We start from the raw sequence: 25,097 nt of genomic DNA, 5'->3' as shown, positions 1-25,097 counted from the left end.
TACATGACACCATCATGTAACAAGAATGATATAATTAATCACATGATTATTAAACTGTATTACAATCCGCGTCGTTCTCCATTAGTTGCTCGAAGTTTTATATTTCTATCAGAATCCTTATATAATTTTTTTATTTATGATACCCCATATTTATCGCGTATTACTTTTCTCATGCACATTAATTTTTCTTTGCAACACAACACAAGCAGCACTACATGTCAACACAGCGTTTGCTAAGCATCCCAAACCTCCTTCAGGATTAGGTATAAATACAGACTCTCTATCTGTATCCGGCCAAGTAAAAGATTCAAAAGGCAACGTCTTGGAGGGAGTTGTCATTTCAGAAAAGGGTACGACAAATACTGTAGTATCCGATGCGCAAGGTGCTTTCAAAATAGCGGCAAGCCCAAACGGTATATTGGTCTTACTAAAGTCAGGTTTCATACGTTCGGAACTACATGTCAACAATCAACGTCATATCGATGTCGTATTGGCTATTGAAGAGCAAGAAACTCCTGCCGACAGCATTAAGACATCGGCAGATACCACTAAGAGCATTCCTACGGCCATAGCGGCAACAGACACCTCCAAGCTAGATAATGGAGCCGCAGCTTCAAAGAACGCCATAACAGGCCTCGTAAGCGGTCCTGAAGGCCCAATAGCGGGAGCTTCGGTATCTGTAGAGGGCACGAACACCACAGTGCTCACGGATGAAAACGGACGATTCAAAATAACTGCCAATGCGAAAAACACCCTTCGATTCAGTTCGGTAGGCTACAAAACCTTCAGTCAAGCCATAGGCAAGAGGAAAGATGTCCAAGTACAACTAACAACAGAGACGAATACCATCGAATCCGTAAAGGTCGTTTCCGTAGGGTATGGTACGATGAAACGTGCCACATTACCCACGGCTGTATCCAGCATTGGCGCCAAAGACATTGAAGACGAAGTTCTCCCTAGTATTACACAAGCTATACAAGGAAAAGCCGGCGGTGTACAGGTTACCCAAAAGTCAGGCTCGCCCGGCGGCGGAATCAGCATCCGTGTACGCGGTACCACTTCTATCAATGCCAGTTCCGACCCGCTGTATGTTGTCGACGGAATCCCGGTCAACAGTACAACGAATTTTACGGGAGGCTCCTCATTTGATTTTGGTGGAGGTACACAAGGTATCAATGTACTGGCCTCTATCAATCCTTCGGACGTACAGTCTATCGAAATCTTAAAAGATGCCGCTTCCTCTTCCATTTACGGTTCCCGGGCAGCCAATGGTGTGGTTTTGATTACCACCAAAAAAGGTACAGCAGGACATAGCCAATTCAACTTCAACATGTATGAAGGCTTCTCCCAAGTACCCCGCGAGCGCTATTATGACATGATGAATACGGAGCAGTACCAGGACTACATGCGTGATTATTATAAAATCAGACTAGAACTAGGTATCGATACCAACAAAGCTCACGATCAAATATTTGCGAACCCTGGCGTAAATACCAATTGGCAGGATGCCGTATTCAGAACTGCCCCTATGCGAAACTATGAGCTTTCGGCCAATGGCGGCAATGACAAAACAAGATATTATACTTCCCTAGGTTATATGAGACAAGGTGGGGTATTATTAGGCTCGGATTTCAATAGACTAAGCGGCCGTATCAATCTAGATCATGCCCATAGCGACAAGCTGCGATTTTCTACAGCGATCAACCTTACCCGCGCGGTCAACCAACGGGTACAGGAAGAGAACTCTAAGGAAGGCGCTACCAAAAGCGGCATATTCTCCCCACCTAATCTAACCGTATTTGACGACCGTGGCAATTATGTCTATGACCAAGTACGCGTAACACGGGAAAACCCCGTGGCTATGCTCGAACTGCCCACTAATGAAGCGCAAACGTTCCGGATCTTGGCCAATGCCAGTGCTGAATATAATATCATTCCCGAATTGTTGTTAAAGACAAGCTTTGGTACCGATGTAAGCTTTATTGACGAGACCTTCTTTATGCCCCCTAATGGACTACGTTCGTATGTAAGCCAAGGCGGTATAGGCGCACGTCGCAACACAAGAGATCAGCTCTGGATCAATGAAACAACGCTAACATACGATAAGACTTTTGGAGCACATAGCTTAAATGTCTTAGGCGGTTTTTCTTTCCAGGAATCCCGTATTGATTTCGTACATGCACAACGATCTAATTTTCCAACCAATGATATCCCTTATATCACAGCAGGAGGAGTCATCAATGGAGCAAACTCTTACCCCGAAGAATGGGCTATAGCTTCCGGATTCGCGCGGGCAACTTATATTTACAACGATAAGTATATCCTAAACGCGAACGTACGGTCCGATGGTTCATCCCGCTTTGGCAGAGATAACCGTTGGGCGGTATTCCCTTCTTTCGCCGGCGCATGGCGCATCAAACAGGAGGATTTTATGCAGGATGCCAAATTCCTCAGCGATTTAAAACTCCGCGCAAGTTGGGGTATAACAGGTAATCAAAACATTGGCAATTATGCGAGCCGCTCCATGTACACAGGAGGCAATAACTATATGGGCACTCCCGGATTCTTACCGAATGTCTTAGGAGACCGCGGCCTAAAATGGGAGACCACCCAGCAATGGAATATCGGTATAGACGCTGGATTCCTGAATGGCAGAATATCCCTATTGGCCGATTACTATTACAAGAAGACCTCAGATCTATTAATCGGCCTACCTATCCTGAGCAGTTCGGGATATGGAACGCGATTTACCAACTCGGGAGATATCGAGAATAAGGGTTTTGAATTTGAACTGACTACAAAAAACCTGATTGGAGACTTTAAGTGGTCCACCTCACTTAACATGACCTTCAACCGAAACAAGGTGCTGGCACTACCCAATGGATTAAATGAGATGCGTGGCGGGGTCGGCGACCTCAACCGAGCACGCCCTGGACAACCTTTAGGTGTATTCTACGGTTGGAAAGCAATGGGAGTCAACGCACAGACTGGTATGATCGACTATTTGGGTGCTGATGGCACGATGGTGCTACCGACCAACTATGCAGATCATGTTATGATAGGAGACCCTAATCCAGATTTCTTTGGTGGTATATCCAACAATTTCTCTTACAAAAACTTTGACTTAAGTATCCTTGGACAATTCACCTATGGTAATGACATCTTCAATTATAATCTGGCTTCTGGGTTAGAAGGATTCAACCCGAGTTCCAATCAATTTGTAGATATGGTAGACCGATGGAAAAAACCAGGAGACATCACAGACGTACCCCGTCCTGCTCCTGGAGATCTAAACAATGGTGCTGTATCTTCCCGCTTTGTAGAGGACGGCTCTTTCTTCCGTATACGCAATATAACCTTAGGCTACACGGTACCTAGTGCGGTATCAGATAAGCTGAGAATAAAAAAACTACGTTGGTACGCTACCGTACAAAACGCTTACGTATTTACCAAATACAGGGGATACGATCCTGAGGTGAGTTCTAGCCATGGCGGTGCAAACACAGGTTTAATCTATGGTTATGACTATGGTAGCTATCCGCAACCACGCATCTTCACTACAGGCTTTAACTTAACATTTTAGATTTTACTATGAGACAGAACATTATATACTTGCTACTCCTTGCTTCATTCACTTTTACGACGACATCTTGTGACAAGTTCTTAGATCGCGATCCGCTTGGACAGATTGGTCAGGACGAATACTTCAATTCAGAGACCAATGCCAATTCAGCATTAATGGGAATGTACCGCAGCATGATGAACTCTTATTCTTACGGACAGTCTACAATTATTGTCCCTGAGTTTTCTGCACGTCACGTCAGACACGCTGCTGAATACCCAGAATATGAAAACTTTGCAACCCACCAAGTACAGACCATCAATCCTTGGACTGCCAATATGTGGAAAGCACTATATACGACCATAAACGCTGCAAATCAAATCATAGATGAAGTACCAAAGATGACGGCATCTATGATTACAGATCAAAAAAAGAATATCTTTATTGGAGAAGCAAAATTCATCCGTGCGTTTAACTATTTCTTTCTGGTACGGGCTTTTGGACGTATACCGCTAAAGGTAACTTATACTCAAGAAAACAGTGAGTTGGACACGAAACAATCCGAAAAAGAAGAGGTATACGCACAAATCATCAGTGATTTGAACGATGCGATCAATCTACTCCCTGCCGAAAATACCTACACAGGTGATGCTAACCGTGGACGTGCCTCACATTGGGCTGCGAAAGCGCTTCTGGCCAAAGTATACCTTTACCAAGCTGCTTTTACCAATGATTATAAAAATGCAGCCAGCCTGTCGGAAGAAGTCCTATCTTCCGGGAAATACAACCTGCCCACAGCGTATCCCAGTATTTGGACCACACAGAATAGTAGCGAAGCTATTTTCGAGATACAGTTTGATGATCAGGCAACCAACCCTTTGGCAGCAGTATCCAATGATAATGCTACGGTTCTTTTCTTAGCAAAGGATTCTACCTTGTTGGACCTATATCGGGAAGGAGATCAACGCAAGACGTTTACAGTCAAAAAAGGGAGTAAGAATAACTATTTCATGGGCAAGTTTCCCAACTTCTCTCCAGCCAGTCAAAACGTAACAGCGATCCGGCTCGCAGAGATTTATCTCATACATGCAGAGGCAAAAGCAAGGATAGATAATGGTGTCACTCAAGCCGCCTATAATGCCCTCAAAAAGGTCCAGGAACGAGCAGGTTATACGACCCCGATAAATGACTACAACAGCCTTGAGGTCTTTATTAAGGCTGTACAGGAAGAAAAGGAAAGAGAACTATTATTTGAAGGAGAAACTTGGTTTGACTATTGCCGGACTAAACTTGCACTCGCCAAATACAGCAGTCTTAAAGATGAAAAGTATTTCCTCTACCCTATCCCTGCTGCAGAGATTGGACTGGGAAATAACCTGACGCAAAATCCGGGATATTAGTCTTTACAAGTCGACCTAAGCCTATCTTGGAAATACCATAAAAAGTAGAGCGCTATTTCTATAACTAGAAATGGCGCTCTTTATTTATAAACAAAAATGCTTACTTATTCGGTTGAGGAGTAACGCGTAAATAAGGTTTGATCTCCGTAAAACCTTTTGGAAACTTAGCTGGGATATCCTCTGTTTTGATAGCAGGAACTACGATTACATCTTCACCGTCTTTCCAATCTGCCGGTGTCGCGACAGAATATTCAGCCGTAAGCTGAAGAGAATCTATAACACGTAGGATCTCATAAAAATTACGTCCTGTAGACGCTGGATAAGTAAGTGTTAGTTTAACCTTTCTATCTGGTCCAATGACAAATACAGACCTCACGGTAAATGTTGTTGAAGCATTCGGGTGAATCATATCGTACAATTCAGCAACGTGGCGGTCTTCGTCCGCAATAATTGGAAAATCTACCGTTGTATTCTGTGTTTCGTTAATATCTTTTACCCACTGTAGGTGATCTTCAACCCCATCAACACTTAATGCGAGAACTTTAACATTACGCTTCTCAAACTCTGACTTTAGCTGAGCTGTACGACCTAGCTCAGTCGTACATACCGGTGTAAAATCTGACGGATGCGAATACAGCACCGCCCAACTATCTTTTATGTAATCATAGAAATCGATATCACCTATCGTTGTCTGCGCTTTGAAATTTGGCGCGTCATCTCCTAGTCTTAAACCCATATTTGTAAATTTTAATAATCTATATATTCTACTAATATAGTAGACTTTTGGATAACATCCAAATAATAAAGGTTAAATTTTATATTTTTATTATGCACGCATAATAAAAATAAGTATATTTGATAGAACCAAATAGACGACACACCATGAATTTCGAACTATCAGAAGAGCATAAAATGATACGTGATGCGGCAAGAGAGTTTGCCCAAGAGCTGAAAAAAGAAGTTATACAACGTGATGAGAAAGCTGAATTTCCTACAGAATTCATCAAGAAAATGGGAGATCTAGGTTTCATGGGTATCATGACCTCTGAAAAATATGGCGGAGCCGGCATGGATGCTCAGGCTTACGTTCTAGCTTTGGAAGAAATCGCAAAAGTAGATGCATCAACTGCCGTCATCATGTCTGCCCATAATTCACTTGTACTATGGGGTCTAGAAGCCTATGGCACGGAAGAGCAAAAACAACAATACCTGGTTCCCCTTGCAAAGGGCGAAAAATTAGGGGCTTTTGCATTATCTGAACCTGAAGCGGGATCTGATGCTTCTTCACAACATACTACCGCAGCAGATATGGGCGATCACTATCTATTGAACGGTACCAAAAATTGGATTACGAATGGAGGAAATGCCGACATCTATTTAGTTGTTGCACAGACGCATCCGGAATTGGGACACAAAGGTATCAATGTACTGATCGTCGAAAAAGGAATGGCGGGATTCACTATCGGACCTAAGGAAAATAAATTGGGAATACGCAGTTCAGACACACACTCCTTATTATTTACAGATGTCGTCGTACCAAAGGCTAATCGCATAGGTGATGACGGATTTGGATTTAGATTTGCAATGAAAACACTCGATGGTGGCCGCATCGGTATAGCAGCACAGGCATTGGGCATAGCCGCAGGTGCCTACGATTTGGCCTTAGCCTATTCCAAGGAGCGTAAGACTTTTGGCCAACCGATTTCAGCTCATCAGGCTATACAATTCAAACTGGCAGATATGGAGGTAGAAATCGAAGCGGCGCGGCTTTTAACCTACAAAGCAGCCTGGACTAAAGATCAAGGGTTACCCTATGGTAAAGAAGCCGCTATGGCTAAGCTACATGCTTCGGAAGTCGCTATGAAGCACACCATAGAAGCCATCCAAATACACGGAGGGTACGGTTATGTAAAAGAATATCATGTCGAACGATTAATGCGTGATGCAAAAATCACACAGATCTACGAAGGTACCTCAGAGATACAACGGTTGGTTATCGCACGGGAAATTCTGCGATAGACCAGCCTATCTATCGTAAATTGTTGTTGATCTGTTGTAGAAAACCATAGTCTTCGAAGGAGAAGCTCCCTGTCTGTTTCATATGGTACTCAAACAGGGCTTTTGCTTTTAAAAGCAAACCATTATCCTGATTGATCAACCCGTCATACATCAGAAGCTGTGCCAGGGGTCTAATCTGCTCCTGCTCTAGGCTTTTACTATAATCAATAAGTTCTGCATCACTAAGATTTAAGAAAAAAGTACGTTCTTCATTAAAAAACTCCTTATATCCAGTATCAATATTGACAGATTCCCTCGTTTCTTCTTGAAGACCTTCCCACTTCCCGACCAAAAGGCGCAGAAACTTGCCCATCTCATTTATCCAATTCAGTATCGTATCTTTTTCGTATCGAATTCCCATAACTTATTATCTAATCTGTCCGTCACCTGTGACAAACCATTTTTCTGTGACTAATTTTTCCAGTGCAAAAGGTCCACGTGCATGCAACTTTTGCGTAGAAATACCTATTTCTGCCCCTAACCCAAACTCTCCACCATCCGTAAAACGGGTTGACGCATTAGAGTACACCGCGGCGGCATCTACCGAGCGCATAAATTTCGCAATTTTAACCGAATCTTGCGACACGATACATTCAGAATGTTTGGAAGAATGATCAGCGATATGCGAAAGAGCGTCATCTAAACCACTGACTTCTTTTATCGAACACTTTAAATCTAAAAACTCACGACCAAAATCCGATTCCTCTGCGTGCTGCACATAAGGATATTTAGCCTCATGAAAAATATTATACAGTCTATCCGTAGCAAAAACTTCCACCTTAGCTGCCGCAAAGTGAGGGATAAGCTGCTGTATGAACGGCTTATCAATATTTTCATCCACGAGAATTGTATCTAAGGCATTGCAGACAGAAGGACGTGAGATTTTAGCATTCGCTACAATACGGGCTGCTTTATCCAAATCGGCACTGGCCTCAACATAGGTATGGCAGACTCCTGCCCCAGTCTCTATAACAGGAACCTTGGCATGCTGACGGACAAAATCAATCAATCCTTGGGATCCACGCGGGATAATAATATCCACATATCCTACTGCTTCCAAAAGTGAACCGATTAAATCCCTAACCGTAGGGAGCAATTGTATGATATTGGGATCTGTTCCATATTCGCTCAACACGCCCTGAAGGATACCGACCAGATAGCTATTGGTATACCAGGCATCACTGCCACCACGCAGAAGACAGACATTCCCCGATTGTATACATAGCGCCGCAACATCGATCGTTACATTAGGCCTTGATTCATAAATTACGCCCACAACACCCAATGCCACGGTTCTCTTTTCTACCAGGAGCCCATTTTCAAGCCGTTTAGTACTCAACAATTTATCCGTTGGATCTTCCAGTTTACTAATATCTTCCACACCCTGCGCCAAGCTTTCAATCCGCTCTGCAGTCAGCTTCAGACGGTCATACTTTGGATCAGCAACATCCATCTGTTCCAAATCCAACTGGTTCTGCGTCAAAATAGCATTACAGTTAGTCCGTAATAATGTTGCAATGCGTCCTAATATCTGCTGCTTATCTTTCAATTGCAAGCCGTTTACCGCTTGCTTTGCAATACGGCTATTGAGCAACTGTTGTTGTATACTGTTCATTTTCTTTCTATTTATTAAGCTCTACTTCCATCCAAGGGGTTCTATTAGCATTCTAACGAATCCTATAAGAGGACAATATCATCAGCATGTGCCAATGCTATATTTTTCTTCGTATCCGATTTCATTAACACAATGGAGTCCACTTTTGCCTTGGCCACCGCCTGTACAATACCGTCCTTGTCCGCTATCTGAAAAACCTCACCGGCTTCAAACTCACCTACCACCTCTGTTACACCAACAGCCAAAAGACTTTTCCGCTGTTCAATCGCCTTCAATGCCCCCTGATCTAACTTAACCATTCCCGCAATCAAACTACCACTAGCCAACCATTTGTTTCGAGAAGATACTTTTTTCTTCTGAGGCAGACAGACAGTACCCGTCTCCCCTACGATTGCCTTTAAAATACCGTCAGGAGTCTGCATACTAAAAATAACAGCCTTGATTCCCATCTGAGTGGCCAATCTTGCAAAGTTGAGCTTTGAAGTCATCCCGCCCAGACCTACCGCTGATTTTTCTTTTCGCGCCAAAGCTAAAGCATCTTTATCCACCACCTCGATCAATGGAATCACATTCCCTTTTTCATCCAGCACACCGGGCACAGAAGTGCTGAACAATAACTGTTCTGCCCCAAAGCCAACAGCAATCAAGGTAGCCAGTTCATCGTTATCAGAAAATTTCAGTTCCATGTTACTCACCACATCGTTCTCATTCGCCACCGGAATTATATTATTCTTCCATAAGGTTTCATAGGTGCTTTTTAGCTGTAAGAACTGACCTCTGTTCGAAAAATGATGACGCTCACAGAGACTTTGTGCCAGCGCTATACGAAAAGGTTTGAAATAAGTAGAGTAAGTGCGCATGAGCAAAGGGTTGCCTATCGCAGCAGCAGCTTTACGTTGCTCCAAGGTACCCGTATAGCGCGGAATAAACTGCCTACCCGCAGCTACTGCACCTGAGGAGACCAATACAATATTATATGTTGCCTGTAAGGCAGCACACTGACGCGCTATCTCCAGCACAATGCGTTCATCAATCTCTCCCTCTGTTGTGATGGACGCTGAACCAAACTTAATAACCAATACTGGCTTTTTCATCGTAACGACTATTTAACGTATTTCTTTAGATTAATTTTTTGTTTTCCCATTTACGAGAATCCCTCAATATGATTTTCCCATACCTATGGAGTTCGATTAGCCTCTCGCTGCAACTGCTTATCAATTTAGCAAAAAACAATCCATTTCATTTGAAAAAAAATAAACTTAGAGATTTTAAATTTAAAATACAACAAACCACAAAAAATACAAACAAGAGGTATACGCCTATAAATTCAATAGAGATTGATCAATCTCTAGCCTTATTTCCTACAAAAAAATAAAGCCCCTAGCGCATATTAATCAAATTAGGAACATTAATTGCTCTACAAGATAGATTAAGAAGTTTAAAAATAGTATAACGCTTACCATTAAGCACCAAATCATTGACACTTTAAAACAATCTACTATGAAAACACCTATGTTATTACTATTGCTATTTGGCCTCCTCTTGAGTAGCTGTCAATCCTCAAAAGTATCTTCGTCTACACCAAGTACCGACACCTTAACCTCTGTGGGAGGGGATAAGGATAGGCATGGCTGTCTCGTTGCAGCAGGGTACACCTGGTCTCAATTACGTAGCGAATGTGTCCGTCCATTTGAAGAGGGAATTGCACTGCACGCCCTGAACACATCAACGGCCTACCAGACATCAGCTTACATACTGGTAGATAGCGCTAAAAATGAGGCCGAGATTTTCATTCCAGAGGAACAGAACAGTATTCTTTTAAATCAGCGTAACGCAACAACGTACACCAACGGCAGATTTACTCTTGTTCAGGAAGAAAACTGCTGGACACTGAGCTTAAACAAAACAGCTCTCTATCAGGAGAAAAAATAACCGCGGGACGATTTGGATAATAACTTATCCAAATCGTTCTTCATACGATTTCTCTAAAGCAAACATTTCATCACGAAGCTTTGCTGCTTCCAAGAAGTCCATTTCCTTCGCTGCTTTCTCCATCCGTTTACGCACCGTATCCACCGCCTTCTTAAGATCTTTCTCACTCATGTAGGCGATCAAAGGATCTGCAGCCACACTAACACCTGGTTCAGGCTCTACATATGGTTTTTGCTCTCCTTTGAAATCTGCAACAGACGTTTGTTCCATTATCTCTTCCCTCGTTTTGCCGACTGTACGCGGTGTAATTCCGTGCTCCACGTTGTATGCAATCTGCTTTTCTCTGCGTCGGTTAGTTTCGTCGATGGTAACCCGCATACTATCGGTCATCTTATCAGCATACATAATCACCCTGCCCTTCTCATTACGGGCAGCACGTCCGATAGTTTGTATCAGCGAACGTTCCGAACGTAAGAACCCTTCTTTGTCTGCATCGAGAATAGCGACCAAAGTTACCTCAGGTAGATCTAACCCTTCCCGCAACAGGTTCACCCCTACCAATACGTCAAATTCTCCCAGCCGCAATCCACGCAGTATCTCTACACGCTCCAATGTTTTGACCTCGGAATGGATATAACGCACCTTTATATTGAGACGGCTCATATATTTGGTCAGTTCCTCGGCCATCCGTTTCGTCAATGTCGTAGCCAATACACGTCCACCTTCTTTTATTGTCTTATCCACCTGCTCCAAAAAGTCATCCACCTGATTCATTGCCGGACGAACCTCAATCACAGGATCCAGAAGACCAGTCGGACGAATGACCTGCTCAATGATGAGCCCCTCCGTCTGCTGTAACTCATAATCTCCAGGAGTAGCAGATACATATATCGTTTGATTCGTTAGCGATTCAAACTCCGGAAAGTTCAATGGTCTATTATCCAGGGCTGCAGGAAGCCGGAAACCGTGCTCGACCAATGATATCTTTCTCGAACGGTCACCTCCATACATGGCGCGCAGTTGCGGCAAGGTCACATGGCTTTCGTCGATAACCAGTAGGTAGTCTTCGGGAAAATAATCCAAGAGACAGAAAGGTCGTGTTCCAGGCTCCCGTCCATCAAAAAATCGAGAATAGTTCTCTATACCAGAACAGTATCCGAGTTCGCGCATCATTTCCAAATCGTAATTAACACGTTCCTCCAGACGTTTCGCTTCCAACATCCGTCCCTCTTCTTCAAGCTGGGCTTTACGCTGCACCAGCTCCTCTTGTATAGCCCAGATAGATTGCGTAAATTTTTCCTTAGGCGTTACAAACAGTGTCGCAGGGAAAAGGGATAAAGTCTCATGTTTCAATAAAGTCTTTCCGCTTATCGGATCTATTTCACTAAGTTCGTCGATTTCATCTCCAAAGAAAGAAACACGATAAGCATTGTCCAGATATGCAGGATAGATATCTACGGTATCTCCTTTGACCCGAAATGTCCCCCGTTTGAACTCTGTGGTCGTACGGGCATATAATATCTCTACCAACTTATGTAAAAATGCATTTCTGGAAACGGTCATCCCTACACCAAACCGGAAGATCGACTTCGAGAAATCATCGGGATTTCCCATACCATAGATACAGGATACCGAAGAGACCACAATGACATCCCTTCGTCCAGACATCAATGCAGAAGTACTCGCCAGTCTTAATTTTTCGATTTCCTCATTGATCGCCAGATCCTTTTCGATATAAGTATTGGTCGATGCTATAAATGCCTCCGGCTGATAGTAGTCATAGTAGGAGACAAAATAGTTAACCGAATTCTCTGGGAAAAACTGCTTAAACTCTCCATATAACTGCGCTGCCAACGTCTTATTATGACTTAGTATTAAGGTCGGCTTTTGGGTCTGCTGAATGACATTAGCTACCGTAAAGGTCTTTCCTGAACCAGTCACCCCGAGAAGTGTCTGATAAGTATCTCCTTGGTTTACTCCTTGGACTAATTCCTTTATCGCCTGTGGTTGATCTCCAGTAGGGTAATATTCTGACGTAAGTTGAAATTTCATAGTGTTCCTTCTAATGTAAAAATACCAAATTTAGGGCCGCTTTCACAGTGCATTACTATTATTATGACGGAAAAGAAACTAAATAGGCTTTTTTTCGTAATTTGGTCAATAAATACCATTACCATGATCCATATACTGACAAAAGAAAATAGCATCGCAAATCATTTCATTTCGGAGCTCCGGGACAAGGAAATCCAAAAGGATAGCATGCGCTTTCGAAGAAATATCGAACGGCTTGGCGAAGTGATGGCCTATGAAATCAGTAAGACATTCACCTATTCACCAGAAGAAATTGAAACTCCCCTAGGTATTGCCGAGATGCATACCCTACAGGAGCAACCGGTACTGATTACCTTAATCCGTGCAGGCCTTCCGTTTCATCAGGGCTTTCTCAACATCTTCGATCGGGCCGAATCGGGATTTATAGCAGCACATAGACACACCAAGAAAAGTGGGGAATTTGAAATCCACCGCAAATATCAAAACACACCAAACCTAGACGAACGCATCGTAATCGTATCAGACCCTATGCTGGCAACAGGCAAAAGCCTCGTTCTTTGCTGCAAGGAACTTCTGAGCGAGTACAACATCAAAGAGCTTCATATTGCTTCGATAATCGCGAGCCAGGAAGGTGTTGATCATGTTCGGGCATTCGTACCGGAAGCTCAAATTTGGGTTGGTGATGTCGACAATGAACTGACGAGCAAATCGTACATCGTCCCGGGACTGGGTGACGCAGGAGACCTGGCCTATGGTACAAAGGAGCATTAATTCAAACCCCGACAACGGTTGAGGTCTAAGCGCATTGGGCACCTTAGGTTTCAACCGTTTTCAAACCGTATAAATTAACAAAAACAAAACACACAATTAATAGATAATGAACACGATAACACTATATTCAATCAACAAAAACAGATCATATGGAATGGCAAAAATACAATGGCGAATACCTTCGTCTACCAATTATGGATGCTGTTGAGGCTGCAATCCTTAGAGAAAATCTACTTGGAAACAAACTCAAAGTTTTCATCGGCACCGATTCCCAGGTAAAACGAGGAACGGCCGAATTCGCAACCGTAGTCGTATTTCTACGCGAGCATAAAGGGGGATTTATGTTCATCCACAAAGATCGTAAAGCCCATAATATGAGCATCAAGGAACGCATGCTACTAGAGGTTCAAAAATCCATAGAAACCGCTTATCACCTCTGCCCTATTCTCGATCAGTATGAAGTAGATCTAGAAGTTCATGCAGACATCAATACCAATCCTAGTTTCGAATCTAATGTCGCGCTGAAAGAGGCAATGGGCTATATCCTAGGTATGGGCTTTGTATTCAAAGCTAAACCCGAGTCTTTTGCCAGTACAAATTGTGCCAATAAAATTGTGCAATAAAAAAGGCTAACGGATTAGAAGCTTTACGTAACTCCAAAAAAATGCTTAATATTGTTCCTCCATGAACAATATCGAGGACTACTTACGAAAAATCGCGGTCGTTGGCCCTGAATCAACGGGCAAATCGACGATGGCTCAATACCTTGCTAAGGCATTAGACAGCTCTTATGTACCGGAGTATGCCCGATACTATTGCCAGAATCTACAGAACCAATACAGCCTGCAAGACGAAACTAACATGTTTTATGGACAAATCGCCCTAGAAGAGGCAATCTGCTCTCAAGTCAAAGGCAATGTAGTGATCTGTGACACCACTATTATAACCGTAAAAATATGGTGTGACCATTTGTTCAATCATACCCCTACCGTTGTCCTTGACGAAATAAAACAACGCAAATATGATTTATATCTATTGATGGATATCGATCTACCTTGGGAAAATGACCCACTACGAGATTTCCCCCAAGAAAGGGAACATTTTATGGAGATCTGGAAAAAAGAACTGGAGAACAACAATGCAAACTACACGGTTATATCCGGTTTAGGTGATAATAGGTTAAAGAATGGTCTTGAGGCTTGTCGTTTTTTTCTAGACAATTCTACATTGAAATCATAGAGAGTACACCTTTCACTTTGTATACCGCTCTGACCAAGGATATATCAAGTACCAGGTCATCAAAATCGTTTGCGTTTTTAGCCACCAAGCGCCAACTTTTATCATCTAGCCCTCTGATAAAGCGTACGATATTCATTTTTTCGGAAATAATTAAATAGATGTCACCAAAAACGATAGCATCTTTATCAACCTGTTTTACAAAAACCATGCTGCCGTGCTCGATTTCCGGACTCATAGAATCCCCTTGATTGACGAAAGCAAAATCACTACCAGATAGAATGGGAATCTCCAACTCATCGACAATCTGCATCTGTGACAGATCGGTCTTGAACTCATCCAAACTGGTATTATATAATGGTATTCGGGTTGCATTCTCACGGGCTTTGAGCATATCACCTTCGCCAGTAAGCAACCATGCTTCATTGACTTCTGGATATCGATTGACTATAATTCCAGCAAGATTCTTACTGATATCATAGTTTCCTTTTTTTATCTGATATAATCTTTCCGCTCTGCTCAATCCAATCTCTCTCGAAAAAGAATTGACATTCATTCCTAGATGTTGTATTACTTGATCCAAACGATCCCAGTTAGACATATATAATTTATATAAACAGTATTAAAAAAATATCGAACTTTTGCTGGTAATCCCCACCGATAAACAAAAGCATTTTACATCCGCCCTTCTCCTCAACACAAGCTTTATTATTCCAAACTACAGCTTTCCGCACACAGGTAATCAAATATTAGGCCAAATTAAGAAAACCTATTTTAATAACAAAAAACAATTCCCTTCACCTAAAGCCGACAAACTTTCACTCCATACAAGTCCAAAGGACAGGAAGCTCTTGGGGTTTGATTCACAATCTGACATTATCTTGAGGATAACATCTTGCTAGGTCTCAGATAATAACTTATATTTGTATCTAAGGTAACAATGCTTTTAGTGCATGTGTCTATCTTGCTTTATTTTACATTTTAAATTTAATTTTTATACACATGTATCCAGAATATTTAGTTGCTCCGATGCGCCAGGAATTGGTAGATGCGGGGTTCCAAGAGTTGAAGACTGTAGAAGAGGTTGATGCTGCAATACCTTCAGAAGGTACTGTTTTTGTTGTAGTAAATTCTGTTTGTGGATGCGCTGCCGCTAATGCTCGTCCTGCGGCTAAAGCTGCGGTAAAAAATGAAAAACATCCAACAAAACTAGTTACCGTATTCGCTGGTATGGAAAAAGAAGCTGTAGATAAAGCTCGGGATTATATGCTTCCGTTTCCACCGTCATCTCCAGCAATGGCACTTTTTAAAGATGGTAAATTGGTTCACATGATCGAAAGACACATGATCGAAGGCAGACCTGCTCAAATGATAGCCGACAATCTTATCGCTGCTTTTGACGAATACTGCTAAGAAAACACATTATTTTGATTTTAAAATACTAAAAAGGTTCCGCTATATAGCGGAACCTTTTTAGATTCTCTCCCTACCGATTGTTCCCTTTTCCACGCTTATTTTTCTGCTGTCCCGGTGCATGCGCTTTAGCAGACTTATCGCCATGCGCTTTCTTTACCTGACCAGGGGGAACATGTCCATGAGGATGCTTGTTGACATAGCAGGAGCTGACACCAAATGCAATCAGCACGGCTAACAATACACTTATCTTTATCTTCATCGTACGTTTATTTTCTACCGCACAGCAGGGCAAATATCAGACCAACCTTAAACCTCCCATTTTAATACAACTCCTGCTGGATGGTCTTCACAGCATTTCCTCGCTCCAATCCATTATGGGCCTGCCATTGATCCTGTTGTTGTTGCAATAACTGTTCTGTCTGCCAGACCAGTACCTTAGCTTCCAACCTAGCTAAACTGGCCTTTTTATTTTCCAGCTGCGAGCGTGAATCCATTGCCACCACCTGTATTCCAGAGGGCAAGTGTTTCGCACGGACAGCTGTCTCCACTTTATTAACATGCTGTCCACCTGGTCCAGCTGAGCGGCAGGTATCAATTTTTACATCCTTAATATCCCAACGCAGAAGATCCTTTATATCAAATGCAGCGACCCCTACAAACCAGTTTTTACGCTTATGGTATTTGCGATATGGGCTTTGTGCTACCCACTGCACCGTTCCTACCCACTCCTTCAAAAAGTCATCTAAACGATCACCCGTCAGCATCATTGCGGAGGACAGTAGGGTTCCCGTCAACTGACCAAGCTTATTTTCAAGTACCTCTAGCTGCACCCCTTGTTTCTTGGCCTGCTTAACCATTAAGCTCTGCACCTTGGCCACCACCCGACAACATTCCAATGGACCTCGCCCTGATGTAATCTGTATAATTTTCTTCTCCATCACGCTAATCTTTATTCATCCTTACAATACGTGGATAGAACTTCCCTTGTACATCAACAAGCTCCTTTTGTGCCGCCATCACCAAATCGATATCTTTATAAGCGAAAGGATTCTCTTCCACGGTACCTCCGATTAAAGTAACTCCAGATTGCCCTAGAAGCTTTTTCATGGCCGACGAGGTCATACTATCTTTCGCCTTTTTTCTACTCATAGCACGTCCGGCACCATGCGATGCAGAGTACAGCGAATCTGCACTTCCTTTTCCCGATACCAGATAAGCCGGTGTCGTCATACTTCCTGGAATAATACCAAGCTCTCCAGCACCTGCAGGAGTTGCCCCCTTACGATGTAGAATGACTTCCTTACCATCCTCCAGTGTATTTTTCCAAGCAAAGTTGTGATGGTTATCCACCATACAAATTGACTTTAACCCTAATGCCTTTAAAAGGTTGGCGTGAATACGATCATGACAAGCTTTGGCATAATCTCCTGCCAGCGTCATACTAATCCAGTACTCCTGTCCAGCTTCGGTATCCATATCCAGCCAGGCCAGTTGCTGCGCATGTCGCGGCAACTTACAACGATCCATAGCTATTTTGGTGTAATGCATTGCGATGGCTGCTCCTAACCCCCGACTTCCAGAATGCGTCAATAATGCAACATACTTTTTCGCAGGCAAACCTAAGGTATTGCCTGCGAACAATTCAATCTCGCCAAATTCCACGAAATGATTCCCCTTTCCAGATGTTCCGAGCTGCCTTACTGCCTTTCCCTTCAAAGGTTTCAAGAAAGCTAATTCATCAAATAATGGATTATCCAGAACCGCATGCTCCTGACGAATCTCCAATCCTCCCTCCATTCCAAAATGCGTATAATCTTTCAACGCCTGCTTAATCTGATACGCATAGCGTTTTATAAAGTTCTCATTTTCATCAATGATAGAGAGTGCCATCCGGCAACCAATATCCATCCCCACGGCATAAGGAATCACCGCATTGTGTGTTGCCAGAACCCCACCAATAGGCAAGCCATACCCCATATGCGCATCGGGCATCAGTGCTCCCTGCACACTGATTGGAAGCAGACTGGCCAACTCCATCTGCTTTTTAGCAGACTGTTCTATTTCCTTACTTCCATAAATCTTAACAGGTATAGCATTCTCCGACAGGTCATGCACCGTGTAAGTCGCTCCCTGAACACGTCCTATTATTTTTTCGGCGATCTTATTCGTTTCCTCATTAGCAAGATAAGCTTCAGGATTATTTTTAATATCGACCAATAGCTCTAATAGCTGTTGCTTATTGTAGTGTTTAAAGTTTTTGGACACCGTATTAATTACCAAGCTTCGGAGCTGATCATTAAGGTATCCTATTTTACTTAAATCTTTTGTTCTTAAATTTCCCATAGGGGTTTTATATATCTAACACTAGATAAGTCTCTTTGGAACTGTATCTAGGTATATTTTTAATTTTATTAATATGCTTACTGCGCTCGCCTGCCCACCGTTTCCAACTGTATCCAGCTCCATGCGCCAATGTATTGATGCGCGGGCCCAGATTATGATTAGCAATATGATCCTCTATATAAGCTAGTTCTCTTTCGATATCGATATCAAGCGTCCGTACATGTGTAATCATGTGTGGTGCTATTTTCAATCTATAACGCCAAGGCTCCGAAAACACATACTTGATAACCCGGCACCTTGTCTCTACATGGTAAGTTTCTACACAGCTAAAACAGGCCTTCTCCTCCTCGGTGAGCTCTAAGTGATTGCTATCCCAACTGTAGGCAGAGATTTCTTGCAGCAATTGTAGCCTAGAAGTGTACTGGTATCTTTTTCTACGTCGTTTTCTTTGCTTAAAAGCTTTATCATAATGATATTCAACCGTATTGATCTTAGCGAGCAATGCCTCGTAAAACAATGCCTTTGCGTCATACTTCAAATCTTCGCGGAGTACAAAAAAACGCTTCCATCCCCGCTGATAAGGATGCTTCAAAGGTGTTGGAGGCAGAAGTCGCCGCTGCTGCCAAAGATCCAACCGTCGCTTTTCCAGTCGCATCAGCTTTTTATCGCGGTCCGCTTTAACGAGTCGCTTTTTCTGACGTGCCGTTTTTAAAGGGCACAACCATTCCTGTGTGTCCATCACACTTTCAATTTATTTATTATTGAATTTGATTGTTGATTTCTATTCGTCCTAAGTAAGGATATACCCTTTAGAAAAGCGCTCAGAAAAAGCCCATAAAAGTTTGGAGGCAGGCAAACATAGTGCAAACAACTCGCACATCTATTAAATTATAAGAAAAAATAGTTTGACTGCCTTTTTAGGCAATAAGCGAAAGGGGCGATATGTAGATCTGTTCTGTCATGATTCCTTGATGTTTTAAAAGATTAATAAATCAAGAATTGACTGCAAACATAGGGAATTATTTCTATCTGAGCAAAAAAACATAAAAAACACCACTTATTACCTATTTTACACCTTAACCAAGCAGTTTCTCCACCTTACCTTTGCGTTATTTTAACTTTACACAATTTGTGAATGAAAGAACATCTTTTTAGCGCTCATGAGATTAGGCTCCCCAACGAATTTTCGATCGATAATGCTTGCCTTACTTATAGAAATGTAAATCTCCTGGAGTTGGTAAAGAAGCACGGAACACCTTTAAAGTTCACCGTCCTTCCTTCAATCACCCATAAAATTAAAATAATGAAAGATTATTTTAAGCTTGCTTTTGACGTGAACAACTATAAAGGCAAGTATCGGTACTACTACTGCACCAAGAGCTCTCATTTCAATCATGTACTAAAGACAGTTCTATTATCTGATGTCGGTATCGAGATCTCATCAGCATGTGACACCGAACTCATCAGTTCGCTCACTAAAACAGGGCAGATACCTCCTGATACGCAGATTATATGTAATGGGTACAAGACAGAAGATTACTTGACGGGGATATTCAAGCTGATGTGCGATAAACGATGTACCGTCCTTCCTATTGTAGATAGCAAAGGAGAACTGGAACACTATATTGAACAGAGCAAACGCCTGACCAACATCAGCATAGGAATCCGCCTCAATATGAGCTACATCTCCAGCTATGCCCGAGAATCAAGATTTGGTCTATTCCCAGAAGACATTCTATATCATTACAAGACGAGTATCCATGGGAAAGATAACTTAAAACTAACGACTCTCCACTTCTTTAATGACAAAGGTATCGAGAATACGGACTCCTATTGGACTACATTAGCAGAGGTTGTACATTTTTATTGTTATCTAAAAAAGATAAACCCTTGCCTAACCACATTAGATATTGGAGGTGGTATGCCCTTTAAAGATAACCTGAATCACAATCCCAATATATCAGAACTGATATTCCGCATTGTATCTACCATTAAAGATATATGCACACTAGAAGAGGTGGACGAACCGGATATCATAACTGAATTTGGCAAATACACTGTTGCCGAATCAACGGGAACCCTTTTTAAAATATTGGAACGAAAAAAGGGAAATGAGCGAGACTGGGCCATTATTGATGGTTCCTTTATCACGCATCTTCCGGACACCTGGGCTATCAAACAGAATTACCCTGTTCTTCCTGTCAACAATTTAGAAAGTGATTTAATTCCTTATACATTGGGGGGAATAACCTGTGACAGTGCCGACTTTTTCCCCAATAATGGGGATGCAGAAAGTATTATGCTTCCAGATACAAACGAAGAACAATTTGTAGCTTTTTTTCACACCGGAGCCTACCAAGAGGCATTGAGCGGCTTTGGAGGAATCAATCATTGCCTTATCCCGGCGCCAAAACATATTATCATAGATGAAAATGAGGTAAAGGAAATTACTATTTCTACTTTCTCAGAAAAACAAAGCAGTCAGAATATGCTAGCAATACTAGGTTACCAATAAAGAATTAATCCCCAATAGAGGAGGTTCTGGATCGAACATGAACCTCCTTCGGATCGAACCTAGGCTCTGGCACCTCTGTAAACGAAAAAAGCCCTAACTTTTGTTAGAGCTTTTTCTGTCGGGGTGGCAGGATTCGAACCTACGACCTCCACATCCCAAATGTGGCGCGATACCGGGCTACGCTACACCCCGAAAAGGTATCACCTTTAAAGTGATGCAAATATAGCGACCTGTTTTGAATATTCAAAACGTAAAAGTCAAAATAATATCCAATAGCCTGATTTTTTGACAAATAATTTTACACCATCAATCGATTAAGCAAATACAGACGCTAATCTGACGACAATATCAGAAAAAATGAAGAACTTTATCCTGTGCTAAAATAGATATGCAATGGAAAAAAAAGATATCACAACCTTGGATGACGTAAAACTACTTGTAGATACGTTTTACAGCAATATCCGTCAGGATGAAATGCTAGGTATTATTTTCAACCAGAACATACAGGATAGATGGCCTGAGCACCTTGCCAAAATGTATAAATTTTGGCAGACATTACTACTCGGTGAGTACACATATGATGGGCGTCCATTCCCTCCTCATGCCCACCTCCCCATAGGCAAACAGCATTTTGCACAGTGGCTGGTATTATTCAATGGTACTGTCGATAGCTTATTTACAGGTGAAAAAGCCGATGAGGCCAAGTGGAGAGCTCAAAAAATGGCGGTAATGTTTCAAAGCAAACTGGATTATATACAGAATCATCCAGACAAATCGATCATTTTCTAATCCCTTAGTCAACATGTCCCGTACACTACCGCGCCCACCCAAAGTCGTAGATTTGCATGCCGATTCTATTGCAAACTTTGCAGACTATGACAGTGATGAACTACTTGGTCTTTCACTCGAAAAACTACGGGAAAACCTAGACGCTGCAATCTACTGGGAGTATACACAGATCGAGTTTATCCATGGCAAAGGGAAAGGTATTCTTAGAGAGACCGTATATGAGGAGCTTCGTTACTATAAGGAAAGTGGTAGCATTTCATCCTACCATCCTTCCTATCGCAACTCCGATATCGTCGTTGTACATATCGGACTATAACCGAAACGGCTTAATTTGGTAATACCTCGTAATGGGTATCTATTAAGTATAATAATGATGCTAATGCGGCAACCCCTGACTGTAGCTCACGCTTATCCACAGCCTCAAAAACATCCTTGGCCGTATGATGTAAATCAAAATAACGGTGAGGATCTGGCCTAAAGTTAAACATCAACGCCCCTGGATAATGCTTACCCCATACCCCAGAGTCTACACCAGGACTCCCCGGTAAAAATCTGGACACCCAATAGGATTCCTCAAATAACGGCTTCCAACTGCGCTGAATCCAAGCTACCGCTTCAGGCCCACCTTTAATATCAAAACCTCGAGGTGCAAACCCTCCAGCATCACTTTCAATTGCTGCAATCAACTGTTCCCCTTTCTGCTTGGACTGCAAACCGTATTGTGAAGCACCATGTACGCCATTTTCCTCGTTCATATAGAAAACCAAACGTATGGTATGCTTGGGCTTGTAACCGAGTGCCATCAAGGTACGTAACGCATCTAACGTCCCCATCGTTCCGGTACCATTATCATGTGCTCCTTCTCCCACATCCCAAGAATCTAAATGTCCTCCAATAGTGATAATCTGCCCGGGATGGTCAGTCCCTTTCCATTCTGCGATAACATTATGCGAAAGCACTTCTCCTTTCCAGGCACTATGCTGCCGCAAAAAGACTTTCAGATTGGGGTCTTTCTCCAATGCAGTATGCAATCTATTCGCACCGATGGCAGATATAGCCATTGCAGGAATACTATCAATCCCCTTTACATACCGGGTCGCACCGGTATGCGGATAGTCATCTATTCCCGAGCCGAGCGAACGAAACAAATAAGCCACCGCCCCTAGTTTAGCAGCCTCCGCTGGGCCACGGCTCCGTTGTGCACTATTCAACCCATAAGCGATCCCAGTCTCGACAAGGGACTCGTCCCATGGCTTATTTACAAAGACTATCTTTCCTTGCACATTTTCACCATATTTACGTAAATCCGAAAGCAACTCCACTTCGATCACCTCAGCTGTTATACCCTCCTCAGGGGTAGCGACTGAACCACCTAAAGCCAATACCTTCAATCTTTGCGCATCCCCTAAGATATAGGCTTCCTCCGAAGATCCCCGATCCCAGTAAGGCACCCTTACATCCTGCAAATAGACTTTATCAAATGCCAACTGCTCCATTAGCCCTTTAGACCAATCAACAGCCTGTGCAACTCGTTCGGACCCTGCAATCCGATGTCCAATTTTTTTGGTCAGATACCTAAGGTTTTCGTAAGCCTCGCCTCTATAGAACGAATGTTCGTAAATCTTGGCTATCATCAAAGAATCGCTCGTAGCAAAAGCGGGGACACTTGCGAACAAAAATAGAAACACAATTCCCCGTCCGAGTTTTACATTTAGCATAGCAATACAATAAAAATGGTCTGTTAGCAATAAAAGATACGACTAACAGACCATTATGAACGATTAAACAGTTTATTTCGCAGGTGTGATACTTATTTTTCTAAACTCAATACCCGTATGATCCCCTTGTAAATAAATAGGACCTGGTTCGCCCTCCTTACTATCTAAAGCGCCTCCTGTTATACCTGGGATTTCTTGGTTATTTATGATCGTCTTGCCGTTAGAAACAATAGTCACCATCCTTCCACGGAGGGTAATCTCATAGGTGTTCCATTCGTTTGCTCCGTTTGTTGTCATTTCACTCGGTGCCAAAAATCCGTAGACACCTCCATAATATAGAGCACCTGGATGTCTATCTTTCGGCGAATCTTCAATCTGAACCTCATAACGTCCACGCAGATAAATTCCTGAGTTACCACCTTCCGTATACCTAAACTCTGCAGTCAGTTTAAAATCTTCAAACTTCTGCTCGGTTATTAAATTAGCACCAGCTTTTTGGTTAATAAGGATACCATCTTTAACCACCCATTGGTTATCGTCACTCGAAGTCTTCCATCCCGTCAAGTCTTTTCCATTGAACAAATCAATAGGTTCTCCCCATTGTGCCTCTCCCTGACGAACCATGTAAGGTGCTTTTACACCAGAGAAGTTAAATACATTCCCTTTGTTCGTTGTAATAGTACCTTTTATCCCTTCACCTACCAGTTCCCCCTGAATAGTGAAGACTCCTTCTCCTCCCTCCCATTGTGGAGGTATCTCAAACGAAAACTTACCTTTATCCAACTTAATGTGAGATACTGGACGGCTACTTCCTGCATCAGCTACAAAAGCACCAACCAACACATTGAATCCTGAAAGCTTGACTTCAAGCCATGATGGCACTTGCTTTCCTTCTTTTTCTACCGTAATATCCCATCGTCCGATCAACCCTTCTGCTTCTTTAGGAATTGTTTGTGTGGCAGCATTGTGAATTTCTTCTTTATCCGCTTTTTTTCCTGCTCCATCACAAGCACTAAATCCTGTAATGACAAGCCCAGAAAGTAGGGAGTAGACAACGTATTTCTTAATCATAGTGAGTTATTTATAAGGTTTAAGGATTATAATACACAAACTTAGGGAAATTTGCTTTTAATTACAATACTCATTTGTCCCGACACAAGTATAATAGATCTGCCTAAGTAACGTTCCTGATTATCGCATCACCTTAATCGATAAAACCTCGAGGTCACCAAAAAACTTTCAGGAAAAAAAATCCCTTTAACATTTTCATGAAAAAGGGACTATATATTAAACAATTAGTAAAGTACTATTTCGCTTTGAATGCATCTATTCCGGACTGTAGGAATGCTCCATACTTCTCGATATCATAGATCGCACCACTTGTCGGTACCAATAGCTCACCCTCGTTGTCCAAAAGTGCGTACAATGGCTGTGAGTTACTCTCAAACTTCGTAATCTGAAAATCGGCATTGCGCTTACTTACCGTATTGATCTTTTTGCCCGTCTGCTTGGAGACATAGTGCTCGCTTTCGGGAAGATCCAACACCTTGTCATCAACGTACAGCTCTACAAGGATAAACTCATTGTTAAGCATGGCCCGTATTTTAGGGCTACTCCATACTTCAGCTTCCATCTTACGGCAGTTGACACAGTTCCAGCCTGTAAAATCGACCAACAACGGTTTCTTCTG

General features: G+C 42.4%; 24 protein-coding genes and 1 tRNA gene. 11 read left to right on the top strand and 14 right to left on the bottom strand.

Features of this window, described 5'->3' with window-relative positions:
- The first annotated feature begins 136 nt into the window (after positions 1-136).
- Positions 137-3,583 (top strand): SusC/RagA family TonB-linked outer membrane protein, encoded by a 3,447-nt coding sequence (locus tag CLV99_RS11290; protein ID WP_133584628.1) that lies wholly within the window; start codon positions 137-139, stop codon positions 3,581-3,583.
- Between the two features lie 8 nt (positions 3,584-3,591).
- Positions 3,592-4,962 carry a RagB/SusD family nutrient uptake outer membrane protein gene (locus CLV99_RS11285; RefSeq protein WP_133584627.1) on the top strand — a complete coding sequence of 457 codons (1,371 nt, stop codon included), beginning with the start codon at positions 3,592-3,594 and terminating at the stop codon, positions 4,960-4,962.
- Positions 4,963-5,062: 100 nt separating this feature from the next.
- On the opposite strand, the gene CLV99_RS11280 is transcribed toward CLV99_RS11285, so the two are convergent.
- Complete coding sequence (locus CLV99_RS11280) at positions 5,063-5,698, bottom strand: peroxiredoxin (protein ID WP_133584626.1); 636 nt, start codon at positions 5,696-5,698, stop codon at positions 5,063-5,065.
- 146 nt (positions 5,699-5,844) lie between these two features.
- Between CLV99_RS11280 and CLV99_RS11275 the strand changes: the two genes are divergently transcribed.
- Positions 5,845-6,981, top strand: coding sequence for an acyl-CoA dehydrogenase (locus CLV99_RS11275; RefSeq protein ID WP_133584625.1), 1,137 nt, complete (start codon positions 5,845-5,847; stop codon positions 6,979-6,981).
- 10 nt (positions 6,982-6,991) lie between these two features.
- On the opposite strand, the gene CLV99_RS11270 is transcribed toward CLV99_RS11275, so the two are convergent.
- The 3 genes from CLV99_RS11270 to proB all read right to left on the bottom strand — a co-directional run bounded on the left by CLV99_RS11270 (position 6,992) and on the right by proB (position 9,729).
- The gene (locus CLV99_RS11270; protein WP_133584624.1) at positions 6,992-7,381 is read right to left on the bottom strand and encodes a hypothetical protein; all 390 of its coding nucleotides are present in this window, start codon (positions 7,379-7,381) and stop codon (positions 6,992-6,994) included.
- 6 nt (positions 7,382-7,387) lie between these two features.
- Positions 7,388-8,635 carry a glutamate-5-semialdehyde dehydrogenase gene (locus CLV99_RS11265; protein WP_133584623.1) on the bottom strand — a complete coding sequence of 416 codons (1,248 nt, stop codon included), beginning with the start codon at positions 8,633-8,635 and terminating at the stop codon, positions 7,388-7,390.
- 62 nt (positions 8,636-8,697) lie between these two features.
- Positions 8,698-9,729, bottom strand: a complete 1,032-nt coding sequence (gene proB / locus CLV99_RS11260) for a glutamate 5-kinase (RefSeq protein ID WP_133584622.1) — start codon at positions 9,727-9,729, stop codon at positions 8,698-8,700.
- Between the two features lie 406 nt (positions 9,730-10,135).
- Between proB and CLV99_RS11255 the strand changes: the two genes are divergently transcribed.
- Positions 10,136-10,567, top strand: coding sequence for a hypothetical protein (locus tag CLV99_RS11255; RefSeq protein ID WP_133584621.1), 432 nt, complete (start codon positions 10,136-10,138; stop codon positions 10,565-10,567).
- Between the two features lie 24 nt (positions 10,568-10,591).
- Here the strand turns inward: CLV99_RS11255 and uvrB are convergent, their stop codons facing one another.
- Positions 10,592-12,619 (bottom strand): excinuclease ABC subunit UvrB, encoded by a 2,028-nt coding sequence (uvrB, locus tag CLV99_RS11250; RefSeq protein WP_133584620.1) that lies wholly within the window; start codon positions 12,617-12,619, stop codon positions 10,592-10,594.
- A gap of 123 nt (positions 12,620-12,742) precedes the next feature.
- Between uvrB and upp the strand changes: the two genes are divergently transcribed.
- From upp to CLV99_RS11235, 3 genes are all read left to right on the top strand, one after another.
- A complete protein-coding gene (gene upp / locus CLV99_RS11245; protein ID WP_133584619.1) occupies positions 12,743-13,390 on the top strand; it encodes a uracil phosphoribosyltransferase in 648 nt (215 codons plus the stop codon).
- Positions 13,391-13,539: 149 nt separating this feature from the next.
- Positions 13,540-14,013, top strand: a complete 474-nt coding sequence (locus CLV99_RS11240; RefSeq protein ID WP_133584618.1) for a ribonuclease H-like YkuK family protein — start codon at positions 13,540-13,542, stop codon at positions 14,011-14,013.
- A gap of 61 nt (positions 14,014-14,074) precedes the next feature.
- Positions 14,075-14,629, top strand: coding sequence for an AAA family ATPase (locus CLV99_RS11235; RefSeq protein WP_133584617.1), 555 nt, complete (start codon positions 14,075-14,077; stop codon positions 14,627-14,629).
- On the opposite strand, the gene CLV99_RS11230 is transcribed toward CLV99_RS11235, so the two are convergent.
- Positions 14,613-15,227: a S24 family peptidase gene (locus CLV99_RS11230; protein ID WP_133584616.1), complete on the bottom strand. Its 615-nt coding sequence runs from the start codon at positions 15,225-15,227 to the stop codon at positions 14,613-14,615. The two genes, CLV99_RS11235 and CLV99_RS11230, sit on opposite strands and share 17 nt — an antisense overlap.
- A 401-nt stretch (positions 15,228-15,628) precedes the next feature.
- Here CLV99_RS11230 and CLV99_RS11225 point away from each other — a divergent pair, with 401 nt between their 5' ends.
- Entirely contained in the window at positions 15,629-16,039 is a 411-nt protein-coding gene (locus CLV99_RS11225) for a BrxA/BrxB family bacilliredoxin (RefSeq protein WP_133584615.1), read from the top strand.
- Positions 16,040-16,112: 73 nt separating this feature from the next.
- Here CLV99_RS11225 and CLV99_RS11220 read toward each other — a convergent pair whose 3' ends face one another.
- The 4 genes from CLV99_RS11220 to CLV99_RS11205 all read right to left on the bottom strand — a co-directional run bounded on the left by CLV99_RS11220 (position 16,113) and on the right by CLV99_RS11205 (position 19,124).
- A complete protein-coding gene (locus tag CLV99_RS11220) occupies positions 16,113-16,301 on the bottom strand; it encodes a hypothetical protein (RefSeq protein WP_133584614.1) in 189 nt (62 codons plus the stop codon).
- Between the two features lie 61 nt (positions 16,302-16,362).
- Positions 16,363-16,980, bottom strand: coding sequence for a peptide chain release factor H (gene prfH / locus CLV99_RS11215; protein WP_133584613.1), 618 nt, complete (start codon positions 16,978-16,980; stop codon positions 16,363-16,365).
- Between the two features lie 4 nt (positions 16,981-16,984).
- Positions 16,985-18,385: an RtcB family protein gene (locus tag CLV99_RS11210; protein WP_133584612.1), complete on the bottom strand. Its 1,401-nt coding sequence runs from the start codon at positions 18,383-18,385 to the stop codon at positions 16,985-16,987.
- 7 nt (positions 18,386-18,392) lie between these two features.
- Positions 18,393-19,124, bottom strand: a complete 732-nt coding sequence (locus CLV99_RS11205; RefSeq protein WP_133584611.1) for a hypothetical protein — start codon at positions 19,122-19,124, stop codon at positions 18,393-18,395.
- Positions 19,125-19,688: 564 nt separating this feature from the next.
- Between CLV99_RS11205 and CLV99_RS11200 the strand changes: the two genes are divergently transcribed.
- On the top strand, positions 19,689-20,900 hold the full coding sequence (locus CLV99_RS11200) for a type III PLP-dependent enzyme domain-containing protein (protein ID WP_162850098.1): 1,212 nt from the start codon (positions 19,689-19,691) through the stop codon (positions 20,898-20,900).
- A 118-nt stretch (positions 20,901-21,018) separates the two neighbouring features.
- On the opposite strand, the gene CLV99_RS11195 is transcribed toward CLV99_RS11200, so the two are convergent.
- Positions 21,019-21,092: transfer RNA gene (locus CLV99_RS11195), tRNA-Pro, on the bottom strand.
- Positions 21,093-21,293: 201 nt separating this feature from the next.
- On the opposite strand from CLV99_RS11195, the gene CLV99_RS11190 reads away from it, so the two are divergent.
- Positions 21,294-21,689 carry a group III truncated hemoglobin gene (locus CLV99_RS11190; protein WP_133584609.1) on the top strand — a complete coding sequence of 132 codons (396 nt, stop codon included), beginning with the start codon at positions 21,294-21,296 and terminating at the stop codon, positions 21,687-21,689.
- Positions 21,690-21,702: 13 nt separating this feature from the next.
- On the top strand, positions 21,703-22,005 hold the full coding sequence (locus CLV99_RS11185) for a Smr/MutS family protein (RefSeq protein WP_133584608.1): 303 nt from the start codon (positions 21,703-21,705) through the stop codon (positions 22,003-22,005).
- Positions 22,006-22,015: 10 nt separating this feature from the next.
- Here the strand turns inward: CLV99_RS11185 and CLV99_RS11180 are convergent, their stop codons facing one another.
- The 3 genes from CLV99_RS11180 to CLV99_RS11170 all read right to left on the bottom strand — a co-directional run.
- Positions 22,016-23,323, bottom strand: coding sequence for a M20/M25/M40 family metallo-hydrolase (locus CLV99_RS11180; protein ID WP_162850097.1), 1,308 nt, complete (start codon positions 23,321-23,323; stop codon positions 22,016-22,018).
- A gap of 156 nt (positions 23,324-23,479) precedes the next feature.
- A complete protein-coding gene (locus CLV99_RS11175; RefSeq protein ID WP_133584606.1) occupies positions 23,480-24,478 on the bottom strand; it encodes a 3-keto-disaccharide hydrolase in 999 nt (332 codons plus the stop codon).
- 235 nt (positions 24,479-24,713) lie between these two features.
- On the bottom strand, positions 24,714-25,097 hold a 384-nt coding region (locus tag CLV99_RS11170), incomplete at its 5' end, for a thioredoxin family protein (RefSeq protein ID WP_170180430.1).

Origin of the sequence: Sphingobacterium yanglingense (genome assembly GCF_004363245.1) — a bacterium.
Taxonomy (GTDB): Bacteria; Bacteroidota; Bacteroidia; order Sphingobacteriales; family Sphingobacteriaceae; genus Sphingobacterium; species Sphingobacterium yanglingense.
The sequence above is the reverse complement of the archived record's forward strand: the minus strand, read 5'-3'. Positions and strand labels throughout refer to the sequence as shown.